We start from the raw sequence: 15672 nt of genomic DNA, 5'->3' as shown, positions 1-15672 counted from the left end.
AGGCGGCAAATTCAGATTTTAGGATTGCCGCATCGTGTTTCGTTATGGCTCGTCCTTCGGACCATCCAGAGCCGACGCTGCGCCGCCCATGACGGCGGTCGCCGAGCCGAGGTGGAGATCGAACGGCCCCCACGTCTTGACGATGATCTCGAGCAATATCTTGTAGACGGCGAAAGCAGCATCGGACAACGCAGCATTGTCGGAAATGCAAAGCGACATCTGCTGCGAGGCCGACGGCGCGTTGATCCGCCGAATGCAGAGTTCGTCGAGGTTCGGCAACTCCTTTGCGATCGACATGGGCAGCACTGCCGCCCCCACGCCGGCCGCAATGGCCGAAGAGAGGGTCGACTGGGAATGGATCTCGGCGACGATGCGCGGGCGAAGTCCCACCTCGGCGCAGACCCGCTCGACCGTCTGCCGCAGGAAGGATTCCCGGTACGGAAGCAGCAGGTCGAATTGCGCGACCTCGGCCGCCGAAACCTCCTCCAGAGGCATTTGCTCGGGATAGATGCTGCGGGGCGCGACAAGATAGAAGTACTCGCGCATCAGCGGCTTGTAATCGAGGCCGGTCACCGGGCGATCGCCGTACAGGACAGCCATGTCCATGCTCCCCTTCAGCATCATCTCGCTGAGCATGATCCCGGAGCTGTCGTAGATGTGCGGCACGATGCCGGGATAGCGTGCGCGGACCTGCATCAGCAGCGGGGTCGCCAGCAATGCCGCCGAGCTGAGCGGGGCCAGACCGATCGTGACGTTGCCGGTCAGCTCCGGTTTGTTGTCCAGAATGGTGCGCCTGGCCTCTTCGATCTGACGCTGGATCGACTTGGCGTAGCGGTAGAGGATTCGTCCGGCCTCGGTGGGCTTAACCCCGCGGGCGCTGCGGTCGAGCAGCTTGCACTTGAAATCGGCCTCCAGGCTCGCGATGTGCTGGCTCAGCGCCGGCTGCGCCACATTCAGCACCTTCGCCGCGCTCGTCATGCTGCCGAGATCCACGACCTTGATGAAGGCCTCCAAGCGTTTCGTATCCAATACGGCGTCTCCGGATATCCAGTCAGGGAGCAGTGCAGCAGCAATAGGCTGAAGCTATGGGATCAGAAGGAATTGTTCTTACCACTGGGAACCTGAGGGGCCTATAGCTAGTGCTGAACTCGTCCGCCGCTCGCGTTGCAGCCGACGCCATCAGCGGGTCGGACGGTAGCAGAGGAGCCCCCGCGGATGGGATTTTCGGACTATCGGACGGCCCTGGTGACGGGCGCATCCTCCGGAATAGGGGCTGCGACTGTTCGCCGCCTGAGTGCGGAAGGGCTCGAAGTCTACGCCGTGGCCCGCGACGCCACCCGACTGAGCGCCCTCTCTGCGGAGACCGGATGCCGACCCTGCGCCGTCGACATCAGCGACCTCGATGCGCTTGCGGCCCTGGCAAAGTCGGCCGAGTTCGACGTCCTCGTCAACAACGCCGGCCAATCCCGGCGCGGCAATATCCTGGACACGACACCTGAAGACGTGGACGCGCTCATCGACGTCAATCTGCGGGCGGTGCTGCATCTGACGCGGCTGGTCGTGCCGGGCATGGCGCACCGTGATCGAGGCCACGTCGTCAACATCTCCTCCATCGCCGGCCACTACGCATTTGGCGGCGGAAACACCGTGTATCACGCCACCAAAGCCGGCATCCATTCGCTATCGCAGCAGTTGCGCGTCGACCTCTACGGGACCAGGGTTCGCGTCACCGAGATATCGCCGGCTCGGGTCGAGACCGAGGTCTTCGGCCGGCTGCTCGGTGATCTGGCTGAAGCCAAGCGTCGCTTCTTCGACGACTATGATGCGCTTCAGCCTGAGGACATCGCCAATTCGATCGCGTTCGCGGTCGGATCGCCGGCGCGCATGAATGTCGCCTTCATGGAAGTCCTGCCGACCCAGCAGGTCGTCGGCGGCCTCAATTTTGCACAGAAGAGCCGGCCGCCGGCCGAGTGACGCATGAACGCCCCGAACTCGGCAGGCCGTCAACGCGGAGCGTGACTGTGGATCTCGCCAAAATCGAACAACTCGTCGATCTCGTGACGCGCTCCGCCATCGCGGAGCTGGAGCTCACGCAAGATGGCACCCGCATTCGCATCCTCAAGCGCGCGCCTGCAGGAGCGCCTGCGGCCCCGGCACAGCCTGCAACCGGGTTTGAGGTCGAGGCCCCTGCTCTCGATCACCAGGAAAACCCTGCTCCCGACGCTGCCGCCGACGTCGTCGTGCCGGCACCGATGCACGGCGTCTTCTACCGGGCCGCCGCGCCGGACGAGCCGCCCCTGGTCGAGGTCGGCGCGCGGATCGAGGCCGGGCAGAAGATCTGCATCATCGAAGCGATGAAGACCTTCATCGACATCGCCGCCGAAGCGCCCGGTGTCGTGCTTGCCATCCTCGCGGAGAATGGTGACGAGATCGCAGCCGGGCAAGCCCTGTTCCGGATCGGTGCTGTGGGTTCGCCCTGATGTTCGACAAGGTCCTGATCGCCAATCGCGGCGAGATCGCGCTTCGCATCCAGCGCGCCTGTCGGGCGATGGGCCTCAAGACGGTCGTCGTTCACTCGGAGGCGGACCGCGACGCACGCTATGTCGCACTCGCCGATGAGGCACTCTGCATCGGGCCCGCGCCGGCGAGCGGCACCTATCTCAACATTGCGGCAATCCTGCTCGCAGCCGAAGTCAGCGGCGCCCAGGCGATCCATCCCGGTTACGGCTTCCTCTCGGAGAGCGCGGAGTTCGCCGATCGGATTACGCGCGCGGGCCTCACTTTCATCGGCCCTCCGGCGGATTGTATCCGGACCATGGGCGACAAGGTCGCGGCCAAGCGCGCGATGCGACTGGCGGGCGTGCCTTGCGTGCCGGGGCCGGACAGCGCGCTGCCGGATGATCCGGCCGAGGTTCACGCGATCGCCCGGGACATCGGATATCCTGTCATCATCAAGGCCGCCGGTGGCGGCGGCGGGCGCGGCATGCGGATTGTGCGCAGCGAAGCCGCGCTGGACGAGGCGCTGGCGCTGACCCGCGCGGAAGCCAGCAAGGCCTTCAAGAACGCTGCGGTGTACATCGAGAAATTCCTCGAAAAGCCCCGCCATATCGAGATCCAGGTGCTGTGCGACCAGCACGAAAATCATCTCTGGCTCGGCGACCGCGACTGCTCGCTCCAGCGCAGGAACCAGAAGGTGGTCGAGGAAGCCCCCGCGCCCGGCATCGATCGCGCGCTGATCGAGCGGGTCGGCGCAAGCTGCGTCGAGGCGTGCCGGCGGATCGGCTATCGCGGCGCCGGCACGTTCGAGTTCCTCTACGAGGACGGGCAGTTCTTCTTCATCGAGATGAACACGCGCGTCCAGGTCGAGCATCCCGTCACCGAGATGACGACGGGGATCGACATCGTCAAAGAGCAGATCCGCATCGCGCAAGGCGAGCCGCTGGGGATTGCGCAAGGCGACATTGCCCGTGTCGGCCATGCCGTCGAATTCCGCATCAATGCCGAAGACCCCTCAACCTTCGCGCCCTCGCCCGGCACGGTGACCCGCTGGGACATTCCCGGCGGTATCGGCATCCGCGTCGATTCGCACATCACCGCCGGCGCCACCGTTCCCCGTCACTATGACTCGCTGATCGGCAAGCTCATCGCCCATGGCAGCACCCGCGAGGAAGCGCTCGCGCGTGCCCGGGTCGCCTTGTCCGAGCTGCGCGCCGAAGGCATCCGAACCAACGTGCCGTTGCACCAGGCGATCCTCGCCGATCCGGCGTTCTGCCGCGGCGGCTACGACATCCATCATCTCGAACACTGGATGAACGCGCGGGTGGCCGCGCCATGACGACGCCGGACCGGCCGCAGATCAGCCTGCTCGGCACATCGGCCCTCCTGTTCGAGGCGCCCGGCGCATTCGACCTGCCGCACCAGCGGCGCATCTGGTCGCTGGCGGCCACCGCATCGAAATGGCCAGGAATCCGCGAGGCCATTCCCGGCATCACCAACTTGATGCTGACCTTCGACACGCCGCCCTGCGAGCTCGACACCTTGATTGCTGCGCTCAACGACGGCTGGGACGCGGCAGAAGGCCTCGCGATCGGCGGCCGCGAGATCAGGCTGCCGGTGACTTATGGCGGCGAGATCGGATCGCAGCTTCAGTCCGTGGCCGACCATTGCGGCCTGTCCGTCGACGACGTGATCTCGATCCATGCCGCCCCGCTGTACACCGTGTTCGCACTCGGCAGCCATCCCGGATATTGCTATCTCGGCGGCATGGACCCGCGCATCACCATGCCGCGACGGCAGACACCGCTGCAACGCTCCGCGGGCGGCTCAGTGTCGATCGGCGGATCGCAGACCGGGGTCTCCGCTTCGCCCGGACCGAGCGGCTGGCACGCCATCGGCCATACGAGCTGGACCTTCTTCGATCCGTCCTGGCCGACGCCAGCCGCACTCGCACCGGGCGATACCATCCGCTTCGAGATCGAACGGGTGATCCGGTGATCGAGATCCTGTCAGTCACAGGGCCTGCCAGCGTCCAGGATCTCGGTCGCTTCGACCAGTATCGCTTTGGGGTCGGCACGTCGGGCGCAATGGACGATGTCGCCCTGCGTACCGGCAACATCCTTCTCGGCAACGACGAGAACGCAGCCGGCATCGAAATCCCGATGCTGCCGTTCAAGCTTCGTTTCGACCGGGACTTGGCCTTTGCGCTCACCGGCGCCGATGTCGAGGCCGAGATCGCAGGACGCGCGATTCCGCCATGGTGGCGTTCGCACGCCCGCGCCGGCGATATCCTGATCATCAAGGCGATGCCCCGCGGCGCACGAAGCTATCTGGCATTCGGCGGCGGCATCGACGTGCCCATGGTGCTGGGCTCCCGCAGCACGCAGTTTCGCGGCGAGTTCGGCGGCTGGCACGGACGGCCGCTCCAGCCCGGGGACATTCTGCCCTGCGACGCTTCGCCCGCGATCATTGGGGATCTCGGGGTCCAGCCGGCCGAGATCACGCTGGTGCGGCCGAACGCTGCCGCAGACGAGACCGTCGTCAGGGTCGTGATCGCCGGCGAATATGACGGGTTCGACGCCGCCACGCAGGCGCTGTTCTGGTCCAGTCGCTGGAAGATCACGCCGCAGAGCAACCGTTACGGCTATCGCCTGCAGGGCCCCGCCGTGAAGCCGAAATCGCCGATCGAGAAGCGCTCGCACGGCATCGTGCCCGGCGTGATCCAGATTCCGCCGAACGGGCAGCCGATCATCCAGATGCGCGACGCCCAGACGTCCGGCGGCTATCCGAAGATCGCAACCGTGATCCGGGCTGACCTGTGGCGCGTCGGGCAGGCGCGGCTCGGCAGCAAGCTGCGGTTCGAGCAGACGGCTTACGCCGATGCACTTGCGGCCGAGGCCGAGATGTCAGCGTATCTCGAGCGGCTCAGGACCCATGTGCGTCTTATCGAGGAGATCAGAACATGCCGATAGAGCTGACCGAGATCGCGCATCTCGCGCAAATCCTCGAAAGGTCCGGCGTCGCCACGATCGAAATCGAGCAGCCCGGCCAATCCCTGAAGCTTGTCGTCGACACCGGCCCACGCATGGCAGAGTCACCGATGCTTGCGACCCCGGCTGTCGACCATTCCGTTATCGCCAAAGCCGACGTCGCAGGGCATTTCCTCACGGCCCATCCCTGGCGGGACAGGCCGTTCGTCGCACCGGGTCAACGGGTCGAGGCCGGCGCGATCGTCGGCCTCGTCAGGATCGGCTTGCTGTATGCGCCCATCGTGGCGCCCGCCACCGGCATCGTCGATGCCGTGATCGCGGAGCCCGGCGCAACGGTCGGCTACGGCACCGCGATCGCGCGCATCCGCCCGTTGCCCGAGGGCAGCTCGATCAATTGAGCAGGACCGTTGCGGGCGTGACTTCGCCGCCGCCCTGCTCGATCACGCGGCGCACCGTGCCGGCGAGGTTGACCGATCCAGGCGTGTCACTGTGGATCAGGATCGAGCGCGCCTCGACCTTGATCGACTTGCCCTCGATCGTCCGCACGGTGCCACTATCGAGAAAGCGCTTGACCCGTTCGGCCACGGCTTCGGTGGACGTGATGACGGAGTTGGGAAGCTTGCGGGACACCAGATGGCCGTTCTCGTCATAGGCGCGGTCGGCCAGGAACAGAGTGAGGATACGCAGCCCCACCTTGCGCGCGGCGTGCACGATCGCGGCATCCGGCTGCGAGAACACGATGAAATCGCGATTGATGGTCGCAATCGCGCGAGCGACGACATCGGCCATATCAGGGTCGGCGTTGACCATGTTGCCCATCGCCGCGTGGAAGCTGACATGAGTCACGCGGTGACCCGCATTGGCCGCGATCGCCTGCAAGGCGCCGATCTGATAGACCATGTGCTTCTCCAGCTCGGCGGCATCCATCTGGATCACGCGGCGGCCAAACCCGAGCAGATCGGGCAGGCCCGGATGGGCACCGACCTCAACCCCCTTCTGCTTCGCCAGGCGAACCATGCGATCCATGATGATGGGATCGCCGGCGTGGAAGCCGCACGCCACGTTGGCGGACGAGATGATGCCCATCAGCGCCTCGTCATCGCAGATGCGATAATTACCGAAGCCTTCGCCCATGTCCGAATTGATGCCGATTTTCATGTTCGTACCCTGCTCTTGTTATTGTTGACGTCCACTTGTGCTTGAGCATGATCTTTTCGGAAAACAGCTTCACGCTTTTCCGGATCATGCGCTAAAGCGCTCGATAGAGATCCACGGTCGCACGCAACTTCGCGAGGTAATCGTTGACGGGAGCCATGGCCGCGACCGCGTCCTGGTAGCTCACCTCGTTGAAGGCGATGAACGAGCCCGGCGCCGCCTGGCCGAGGCGCCAGAGATCGGCCTGGATCACGGCTGCCATCTTCGGATAGCCACCGGCCGTGTTGGCGTCGCTCATCTGGATGATCGGCTCGCCGCTCGGCGGCACCTGCACGACGCCAGTCACGACGCCATGCGAGCGCATCTCGACGGGTGCGTCCAATGTCAGCTTGCCGCCAGTGAGACGATAGCCGCCTCTGTCGCTCTGGGCGCTGATCTTCCACGTCGTGGACCAGAACGCCGCCTGCATCGCCTCCGAAAACAAATCATGCTCGCCGGCCCGCAGGACACGTATCCGCAGCACGCGGTCATCCGCGGGAGCCGCGCTCGCGATCGCGACATCCGGCGGCGCGACGCCGAAGCCGAAGCGGCCGTCGCTTCTGTGCGGCGAACACCCGATCGGCACGACGTCGCCGGCCTGCAAGGTACGGCCCTCAAGCCCGCCGAAGCCGCCGCGCAGATGCGTGCTCCGTGAGCCCAGCACGCGCGGAACATCGATGCCCCCGCCGAACGTCGCGTAGATCCGCGCGCCACGCCGCGGCGCGGTGATCGCGAGAACCTCGCCCGCCCTGGCCTGCATGCACCACCACGGCCGGACGGTTGACCCCGCCAGGGTCGAATCGTGATCCGCGCCAGTGAGCGCAAACGCGGCATCTGTCTGGAAGCGCAGGCGGAACGGAAAGGTCTGGATCTCGATGCCAGCCGCATTGTCGTCATTGCCGAGCAGCGCGTTGCCGGCGGCGAGCGCGACCGGATCCATGGCGCCCGACGTGCTCACACCGAAACGACGCGCGCCGTGGCGACCAAGATCCTGGATGGTGTTGAAGGCGGGGCTGGCCAATATCTCGATCACAGCTCGACCCGATCGATTCTGAATCGGACACGGTCGCCCGGGAGCATGAGCGACGGTTGCTCGGACTTCGGATCGAACATCGCAACCGAGGCCCATCCGATCGCGTTCCATCCGTTCGGGCTTGTCAGCACCGCCACGCCGGTCTGCATTCCGCCGATCGTCACCGAACCTGCGCGCATGTTGAGCGACGGCACGGATTTGCGCGGCATGTAGATGCGCGGATCGAGGCCGTGGAGGTAGCCGAACCCCGGCGAGCTCGCGACCGCGCAGACGGTGTATTCGCCTTCACTGTGAATCCGGATGACGTCACGCGCGGACAATCCGGCACGGTCCGCAACCGCCGGCAAGTCGAAGCCGAGCTCCCCGCCATAGACGACGGGGATCTCGATGAGCTTGCCGTCGGCCTTGCGACTCGGCACGCGATGCCACAATTCGACGATTGAAGCGCTGAGCATGCCGATATCCGCCGGCGGCTGCTCGAAGACGAGCATCACATTGGTGACGCCTATGACGGCCTCCTGGACGTCGGGCCAGGTCGAAACCGCATCCGCAAAAGCCCAGATGCGTCCTTGCTGCACCAGGTCGAAATCACCCGGCGCCTCGACCAGCATCGCAAGCGTGCCGATCAGGCTGATCTTCGGGCTTTTCTCGATCGTGCCGACAAAGGGAGCGTTGGGCTGATTAATCGACAAAAGGGCCTCGCTGGTCGAACGCCCGTGGCGCTGCCACGATCAAATCTAGCCAAGCGACACAAGCCGATCCAAGACGATGTTCGTCTGCGGGTATAAGGGATGTCGATTGCCCGCAAGACGCCGCGCTCGTCCCCTGCTTCAGTGACGCGCGATGACGTGATTGCTGGGCGATTCCCACCGCGCCACGACCTCCTCGCCCACCGCGTATCGAAGACCGGCCTGCTGCGATTGGTTCTGCTCGAATACGATGATCTGGCCGCCACTCGGCGTCTTGAGATAGTAGTGACTGACGAACCCGCGATAGATGGCCTGGTCGACACGCGCCATCACGCTGTTGGCGCGTTGCGCCGCCGGGCTCTGGCCAACGCGCTCGACCACGATCGCTTCCGGCCTGATCGAGACCATTACGTCGCCTGCCGATTGCGGGATCTGGTCGACCTGAAGGCTCAATTCGGGCGAGACACGAACGAGCGCCCCGCTCCCGTTGCGCTGCTCGACGGGTCCTTCGAACAGATTCGACGCGCCGATGAACTGCGCAACGAATTTCGAGGTCGGGCGCTGGTAGATTTCCGTCGCAGAGCCGACCTGTTCGAGCTTGCCATCGCGCATCACCACGATCTTGTCAGCCATCGTCAGGGCTTCGTCCTGATCGTGGGTCACCATCACGGTGGTCAGACCGAGCCTGCGCTGAAGGGCGCGCAGCTCGACCTGCATGCTCTCGCGAAGCCCCTTGTCGAGCGCCCCGAGCGGCTCGTCGAGCAGCAGCATGGCCGGCTCGATCACCAGGGCCCGTCCCAATGCGACGCGCTGCTGCTGGCCGCCTGAGAGTTGCGCCGGATAGCGCTTCCCGAAGCTGGACAGCTGGACGAGATTGAGGGCTTCGCCGACCTTCCTTGCGGCATCGGCCTTGGAGATCCCGCGCATCTCGAGGCCGAAGGCGATGTTCTCCTCGACGGTCAGATGAGGAAACAGCGCGTAGTTCTGGAACAGCATCCCGACATTGCGGCGATGCACGGGAACGCCGGTCATCTTCTGGTCGTTGACGAAGACATCGCCGGATGTCGGGCGGATCAGCCCGGCGATCATGCGCAAGCAGGTCGTCTTGCCGCATCCGCTCGGACCGAGCAGCGCGACCATATGGCCGGGCTCGATCGTGAGCGAGACGTCGTCGACTGCAACGGTGCGGTTGTATTCCTTGACCAGGTGGTCAAGCCTGACTTCGGAAGACCTCATGACAACCTGTCCTAGCTCGTGAACACCTGATTATAGCGCTCCAGCCACGGGCCGCGGCGTGGAACGATGAACTTCCAATCCGGCGTGAACAGTCCGAGATCGGCGGCCTTGGTGTCGGGATAGGCCAGGAACTTGGCCGTCTCCGGCTTGAAGTCGATGCCGCTCACCGACGGCGCGCTGAGCGTCTGCTCGGACAGCATCTTGGCGACCGATGGCTCGAGAATACGGTTGATCAGGGCACAGGCAAGCTCGGGCTCCGGCGCATTCTTGACCAGCGTCATGCTGTTGATGCCGGTGAAGGCGCCTTCCTTGGGGAACGTCATGTCGAGCGGCATGCCCTTGGCCGTGTGCGGATAGATGGCCTTCGAATATTCGATACCGCCGATCGTCGCCTGGCCCTGGGCCACCTGGAGCACCTGCGCCTCGCTGTCGTAGATCGTGAGGACGTTGGGCTTGAGGGTCGCGAGCTTGTCCCAGCCGCTATCGACGAGATATTGCGCTTCCTTCAGCGACTTGCCCGTCGTCAGCGCCGTCGCCACGATCAGCATCAGCACGCTCTGGGTGTTCTTTGGCGTGTTGAGCAATATCTGCTTGCGGTATTTTGCGTCGAAGATCTGCTCGTAGCTCTCGAGCGGCTTCGTCACCTGTGGATTGATGAACATGGCCGCGCTCGAGATCGAGAAGCCGACGCCATAATCCTCTTCGAAGAGATAGCGCGGATAGACCTTGGCAAGATTCGGAATCTTGGCCGCATCGAGCTTGTCGATCAGCCCTTCCTGCTTGGCCTGGGGGATGCCGACATCGTCCATCATCATCATGCTGAAGCGCGGCGTATCACGCGTGGCGCGGAGGGCGGCGATGTTGGAGAGCGTCGCGCCCTCGATCGTGAAGACGCGGCACTTGAACTCGGCCTCGAACTTCGGAATGACCTCCTTCTGGATCAGCTTGCCCAGCGCGGAGTTGTAGACGCCGACGTGCAGTTGCTTGGCGTCCTGCGCCCACGATCGGCTGATGATCGTCGGGAAGGCTACCGCGGATGCACCGGCTTTAATGAGAGTCCTACGTGTCAGCTTCATGGGTCCAATCTCCATCTACCAATGCACATCAGGCAGCCAGCGCGCGGCGAAGGCCGACCAGTTTCTCCAGCAGGAGCACGCCGACCATCGCCATCAGGATGATGATCGTCGACATCGCCGGCACGGAAGGATCAAAGACGTTGACCAGTTGCCGCATCAGCACGAGCGGCACGGGCGAATATTCCGAGTTCGCCAGCCACATCGTGACCGGATAATTGTCGAAGGACACCATGAAGGCGAACAGCCCGCCGGCGGCGACGCCCGAGGCGATCTGCGGCAGCGTCACGCGCCAGAATGTCGTCAGCCGGTTTGCGCCGAGGGTCCGCGCCGCATCCTCCAGGTTCTCATCCACCAGCTGGAGGCTGGTGACGACGGTGCGGATCACATAGGGCGACGTCACGACCACATGCCCGATCAGGAGGTTGAGCCGCGCATCCTGCGATCCGAGCTTGGTCAGGACCTGAAGCAGCGCCAGGCCCGTGACCAGCGCCGGGAAAATCAGCGGCGACAGCAAGAAACCCTTGATCGCCGCCAGGCCAAAGAACCTGCCACGGACCAGCGCAAAAGCCGCGGGCACGCCGAACAGCAGCGAGCCCGCCGTCGTGCCGAGCGCGAGCAGAATGCTCAGCCGCATCGCCTCGAGGAAGTCGCGGTCCTGGAGAACCTTGGCATACCATTTCAGCGTGAAGCCCTGCGGCGGGAACGTCACGAAATAGGAATCGGAAACCGACACCGCCATGACGAGGAGCAGCGGCGCCAGGATGAACAGCATCATGCCGGCGGTGATGGTGTAGAGGATGAAGGCGCCGAAGCCGGAAAACCGCTCGTCCATCAGTCGGGCCTCCTGAGACGCCGTCCTTCCAGAAGCCACATCGAGACGCCGTTGACCGCGAGGACCAGGCCGACGAGAACGACGGCAATCGCGGCGCCGAACGGCCAGTCATAGACGACGAAGATCTGCTGCTCGATCAGATTGCCGAGCATGACCGCCGAAGCCCCGCCGAGGATCGCTGGAATGACGAAGGAGCCGGCGGTGAGCGAGAACACCAGGGTAAAGCCCGCCACGAAGCCCGGCATGCTCAACGGCAGCGTCACGCGAAGAAATACCTTCCACCACGGCGCGCCCAGCATCCGGGCTGCGTCTTCGAGGTTGGGATCGATCTTGCCGAGCGCCGAGGCCAGCGGCAGAACCATCATCGGGAAGAACACATGCAGCGACCCAATGACGACGGCGACCTCGGTGTAGAGGACCGATATCGGCGCATCGACGATATGCAGCGTCATCAGGATCCAGTTCAGCATGCCCTTCGGACCGTTCTGGAGCACGAGCTGCCAGCCGTATCCACGAACGACCACGCTGACGATCAGGGGCGCGATGACGATCAAGGTGATGATGCGCGTGACCATCGGACGGCTTTTGACCATCACCAGCGCAACGGGATAGGCGAGCACCGTCGCGAGCGCGGAGGTGATGATGCTGATCCGCAGCGTCGTCCAGAGCACGCGGGCGTAGAGCTCGACGTTGATCAGACGGGCGTAGTGCGCAAGGGTGAAGGGACGGCCGATGATGCCGCGGCTGTCCTGCGTCTGGATGCTCGAGAACAGCAGTCCCAGCGCCGGATAGAAGAAGAAGTACGTCAGGAATGCCAGCATCGGGACGGCGAGAAGCCCGACCGGCAGAGCCAGACGCCACCGCGATGCCCGCCCGGTGACCGGTGGAGCTTGAACACCTAAGACCGCCACCGCATCGTCGCTGGTGGTCATCGCTGGCCGTCCTCGACTGCGCGATACCAAGGCAATACCCCTCTTTGCACAAAGCTTATGCGTCGACATCCTACAGGACCAAGAACATCTTCGTTTAGGGGCATTAGGAACGATTATGACAATTGGTTCGGCATACTGCTCCGATCTTGGTCGACGAATGCCGCCGGGTGCATCTTTCCTTCTCCGCCGAGGGCCAAGCCTCCTGACATATCAATGCCCGGTCAGCGCAGGCTTTCGCAGAAGCTCGCGATACGCCGGCAGCCTTCCCTCAGCGATTCGGTATCGGTCGCGTAGGAAATGCGGAAATACGGGCTCATGCCGTATGCGCCCCCGGGTACCGCAGCGACATGCTGCTCCTCCAGTAGCGCCGAGATGAAGTCGGCATCGGTTTCCAGCCGTCGCCCGCCCTTCGTGGTCTTGCCGATGCAGCCGGTGATGTTGGGAAACACGTAGAAGGCCCCCTCCGGCTTGTGGCAAGTGATGCCCGGAATCTGATTGAGGAGCTTGACCACCAGATCGCGCCGGTCGCGATAAATGTCAGCGCGTTCCTTCAGGTAGTCCTGCGGCCCGTCCAGGACCGCGACGGCCGCGGCCTGGCTCACCGTGCAGATTCCGCCGGTCGCCTGACCGTGGACATTGTTCATCGCCGCGATCAGGTCCTTGGGGCCGCCGCAATAGCCGACCCGCCAGCCGGTCATGGCGTAGGCCTTGGAGGCGCCGTTCACGGTCACGACGCGATTCTTCAGCTTCGGCTCGACCTCGGCGATGGTGCAGAACTCGAAACCGTCATAGGTGAGATGTTCGTAGATGTCGTCGGTGAGGATCCAGACGTCGGGGTGCTTCAGCATGACGTCGGCGATCGCGCGCATCTCCTCGCGGGTGCATGCCGCGCCGGTCGGATTGTTGGGAAAATTAAGGATCAGCCACTTCGTCCTGGGCGTGATCGCCGCCTCAAGGTCTGCCGGACGGAGCTTGAACTGGTTGTTCTCCGGGCACGGCACCGCGACGGGCGTCGCCTCCGCCAGAAGAACGATGTCCGCATAGGTGATCCAGCCCGGCGCCGGGATGACGACCTCGTCGCCGGGATTGCAGGTCGCGAACAGCGCGTTGAAGATGATCTGCTTGCCGCCATTGGCGATCAGGATCTCGTCGAGGGCATAGTCGAGATTATTCTCGCGCTTGAACTTGCGCTGGACGGCGGTCCGCAGCGCGACAGTCCCCGGCTGCGCCGGATATTTGGTATCGCCGGCAAGGGCCGCCCGATGTGCAGCCTCGATCGCATGCGGCGGCGTCGGAAAATCGGGCTCGCCGGACGACAGGCCCACGATCTTGACGCCCGCGGCGCGGAGCTCTCGCGCCTTGTCCGTCATCGCCGCCGAGGCCGACACCTTCACGGTTTTGAGGCGGTTTGCGAGTTCAGGCATTGTCAGCTCCACTTCTCATCTCTTTCAAACGTGCGGCCTCGGATCGGCTCGCAAATCGCAATTCGCCGACGACCTGGAACGTGGGTACGACCTCGATCGTCGCGACGTTCATCCGCGCCGGCGACCCCACCGCGAACGCAATGGCATCCGCGACGTCTTCGGACTGCAAAGTCTCGAAGCCCCCGACGAAGCGGGCATCCGGGTTGTCGGCGGCGTTCTGGTTCTGGAAGATGCTCGTCGCCACCCGCCCGGGCGAGACTTCGGTGACGCGAACGCAGGTGCCGTAAAGATCGACGCGCAATTGCTGCGACAGCGAATGAATGCCCGCCTTGGTCGCGTGATAGGCCACGGATGAATTGAATGTCGTGGCGTTCTCGCCGAAGGCATAGTGACCGGCGATCGACGAGACGTTGACCACGTGGCCGCGATTGCGCCTCGCCATGCCCGGAGCGATCAACCGCGTCAGGTGTAGGACCGCGCGCAGATTGACGTCGACCAAGGTGTCGACATCATCAGGCGCCGTATCCAGGATATTGCCGCGCCGCGACTGGCCGGCATTGTTGACGAGGACATCGAATTCGGCCGAGCTCGCAAGATGCTTCAGGGCGTCGAGATCGTTCACATCGACCGCGCATGTGCGACATCCGGTCTCGGCCGACAGGCCGGCCAGCCGGCGAACGTCGCGCGCCAGTGCGTGCACCTCGAGCCCCTCGGCGCGGAGGCGCCGAACCGTCGCAGCCCCGATACCTGAGGACGCGCCCGTCACCAACGCCGTTCGATAGTCCGAAAATCCCATCCGCAAGGTTCTCTTGCCGTCAGCCAGAGCGGCAGAAAGTTACGTGCGGAGGCCGAGGCAGGCATACAGCAGATTTGTTCTGCCCTCATAAGGACATCCAATATCCCGCCCGAACGTCGTCGGGGGCGCGAGCCATAAGCACACCCGATGCAGGCAGAGTGAATTTCTCTTACTCGTCGCCGCACGTATCCCCTTAGATTTTCCGAGGCTCTTCGCTCGCCCATGGGAGACGGATCAGGATGTTGGAAGTCGGCAATCGGATCGTCATGGTCTCGGGGGCTTCGCGCGGCATCGGACGCGCCGTCGTCGAACGGCTCCTGGCCTCGGGCTTCCGGGTATCGGCCGGGCTTCGCGATCCAAGCCGCCTCCCCGAGAGCGAGAGGCTCATGACGCACCGCTATGATGCCGAGGACGCCAAGAGCCCAGGCTCCTGGGTCAACGCAACGGTTGCGCGGTGGGGTGGCGTCGACGCCATCGTCAACACCGCCGGCATCAATCCGAAGGTCCGTGTCTCCGACGAAGGCGAGAACGAGCTGGATGAAATGTGGCGCGTCAACGTCAAGGGTCCGCTGCGCCTCGTCAGAGCCACCCTCCCTCATTTGGCCGTCTGCGGTCACGGCCGGGTCATCAATCTGGGGTCCCTCTCCGGAAAGCGCGTGGGGAGCAACGTCGGCTACGCCATGACCAAGTTCGCAATTGTTGCACTCACCCACGGCATGCGCCGGGAGGGACGCGCGGCCGGCATTCGGGCGACGGTGATCTGCCCGGGCTACGTTGCCACCGACATGACGCTCAACGACGACGAGATCCCCCGCCACGAGATGAGCCAGCCGGACGACATCGCCGGCATGGTGGAAACCGCACTCATGCTGCCGAACAACGCCTCAGTCTCCGAGATGCTCGTGCACTGCCAGTTCGAGCCGATGCTTTGAGGCCCGGCGGGAACCGCCAGGTCCCCGCAGAGAACTGAAGCG

17 protein-coding genes are annotated in these 15672 nt (G+C 64.2%); 7 read left to right on the top strand and 10 right to left on the bottom strand.

The genetic code is table 11. From position 1 onward, the window contains the following. Positions 1-42: 42 nt before the first annotated feature. Positions 43-1014: a LysR substrate-binding domain-containing protein gene (locus NLM31_RS16905; protein ID WP_254192950.1), complete on the bottom strand. Its 972-nt coding sequence runs from the start codon at positions 1012-1014 to the stop codon at positions 43-45. A 201-nt stretch (positions 1015-1215) separates the two neighbouring features. Between NLM31_RS16905 and NLM31_RS16900 the strand changes: the two genes are divergently transcribed. The 6 genes from NLM31_RS16900 to NLM31_RS16875 are packed head-to-tail and all read left to right on the top strand — an operon-like array spanning position 1216 to position 5884. Beyond that, positions 1216-1974, top strand: coding sequence for an SDR family oxidoreductase (locus NLM31_RS16900; protein WP_254130440.1), 759 nt, complete (start codon positions 1216-1218; stop codon positions 1972-1974). 47 nt (positions 1975-2021) lie between these two features. Beyond that, on the top strand, positions 2022-2480 hold the full coding sequence (accB, locus tag NLM31_RS43225) for an acetyl-CoA carboxylase biotin carboxyl carrier protein (RefSeq protein WP_254192949.1): 459 nt from the start codon (positions 2022-2024) through the stop codon (positions 2478-2480). Beyond that, positions 2480-3835 carry an acetyl-CoA carboxylase biotin carboxylase subunit gene (gene accC / locus NLM31_RS16890; protein WP_254192948.1) on the top strand — a complete coding sequence of 452 codons (1356 nt, stop codon included), beginning with the start codon at positions 2480-2482 and terminating at the stop codon, positions 3833-3835. Before accB ends, accC begins: the two co-directional genes overlap by 1 nt. After that, positions 3832-4494, top strand: coding sequence for a 5-oxoprolinase subunit PxpB (gene pxpB / locus NLM31_RS16885; protein WP_254192947.1), 663 nt, complete (start codon positions 3832-3834; stop codon positions 4492-4494). Before accC ends, pxpB (NLM31_RS16885) begins: the two co-directional genes overlap by 4 nt. After that, positions 4491-5468 carry a biotin-dependent carboxyltransferase family protein gene (locus NLM31_RS16880; RefSeq protein ID WP_254130436.1) on the top strand — a complete coding sequence of 326 codons (978 nt, stop codon included), beginning with the start codon at positions 4491-4493 and terminating at the stop codon, positions 5466-5468. Before pxpB (NLM31_RS16885) ends, NLM31_RS16880 begins: the two co-directional genes overlap by 4 nt. Continuing rightward, on the top strand, positions 5459-5884 hold the full coding sequence (locus NLM31_RS16875) for an acetyl-CoA carboxylase biotin carboxyl carrier protein subunit (protein WP_254192946.1): 426 nt from the start codon (positions 5459-5461) through the stop codon (positions 5882-5884). The genes NLM31_RS16880 and NLM31_RS16875 overlap by 10 nt, the downstream gene beginning before the upstream one ends. On the opposite strand, the gene NLM31_RS16870 is transcribed toward NLM31_RS16875, so the two are convergent. The 9 genes from NLM31_RS16870 to NLM31_RS16830 all read right to left on the bottom strand — a co-directional run bounded on the left by NLM31_RS16870 (position 5877) and on the right by NLM31_RS16830 (position 14698). Beyond that, entirely contained in the window at positions 5877-6644 is a 768-nt protein-coding gene (locus NLM31_RS16870; protein ID WP_254130434.1) for a LamB/YcsF family protein, read from the bottom strand. The genes NLM31_RS16875 and NLM31_RS16870 overlap by 8 nt on opposite strands. Positions 6645-6735: 91 nt before the next feature. Then, positions 6736-7713: a biotin-dependent carboxyltransferase family protein gene (locus NLM31_RS16865; protein WP_254192945.1), complete on the bottom strand. Its 978-nt coding sequence runs from the start codon at positions 7711-7713 to the stop codon at positions 6736-6738. Beyond that, positions 7710-8405 (bottom strand): 5-oxoprolinase subunit PxpB, encoded by a 696-nt coding sequence (gene pxpB / locus NLM31_RS16860; RefSeq protein ID WP_254130432.1) that lies wholly within the window; start codon positions 8403-8405, stop codon positions 7710-7712. Before pxpB (NLM31_RS16860) ends, NLM31_RS16865 begins: the two co-directional genes overlap by 4 nt. Before the next feature lie 138 nt (positions 8406-8543). Further along, entirely contained in the window at positions 8544-9638 is a 1095-nt protein-coding gene (locus NLM31_RS16855; RefSeq protein ID WP_254130431.1) for an ABC transporter ATP-binding protein, read from the bottom strand. 11 nt (positions 9639-9649) lie between these two features. After that, a complete protein-coding gene (locus NLM31_RS16850; protein WP_254192944.1) occupies positions 9650-10714 on the bottom strand; it encodes an extracellular solute-binding protein in 1065 nt (354 codons plus the stop codon). A 28-nt stretch (positions 10715-10742) separates the two neighbouring features. Further along, positions 10743-11546 carry an ABC transporter permease gene (locus NLM31_RS16845; RefSeq protein ID WP_025576071.1) on the bottom strand — a complete coding sequence of 268 codons (804 nt, stop codon included), beginning with the start codon at positions 11544-11546 and terminating at the stop codon, positions 10743-10745. Beyond that, positions 11546-12478 (bottom strand): ABC transporter permease, encoded by a 933-nt coding sequence (locus NLM31_RS16840; RefSeq protein ID WP_254130428.1) that lies wholly within the window; start codon positions 12476-12478, stop codon positions 11546-11548. The genes NLM31_RS16845 and NLM31_RS16840 overlap by 1 nt, the downstream gene beginning before the upstream one ends. A 221-nt stretch (positions 12479-12699) precedes the next feature. Next, positions 12700-13902: a pyridoxal phosphate-dependent aminotransferase gene (locus NLM31_RS16835; RefSeq protein ID WP_254192943.1), complete on the bottom strand. Its 1203-nt coding sequence runs from the start codon at positions 13900-13902 to the stop codon at positions 12700-12702. After that, a complete protein-coding gene (locus NLM31_RS16830) occupies positions 13895-14698 on the bottom strand; it encodes an SDR family oxidoreductase (RefSeq protein WP_254192942.1) in 804 nt (267 codons plus the stop codon). The genes NLM31_RS16835 and NLM31_RS16830 overlap by 8 nt, the downstream gene beginning before the upstream one ends. 239 nt (positions 14699-14937) lie before the next feature. On the opposite strand from NLM31_RS16830, the gene NLM31_RS16825 reads away from it, so the two are divergent. After that, positions 14938-15630 carry an SDR family NAD(P)-dependent oxidoreductase gene (locus NLM31_RS16825; protein WP_254192941.1) on the top strand — a complete coding sequence of 231 codons (693 nt, stop codon included), beginning with the start codon at positions 14938-14940 and terminating at the stop codon, positions 15628-15630. Positions 15631-15672 lie beyond the last annotated feature (42 nt).

The organism is Bradyrhizobium sp. CCGUVB4N (assembly GCF_024199945.1).
In the GTDB taxonomy this organism is placed as follows: Bacteria; Pseudomonadota; Alphaproteobacteria; order Rhizobiales; family Xanthobacteraceae; genus Bradyrhizobium.
This window is presented reverse-complemented; position numbering and strand designations above follow the sequence as displayed.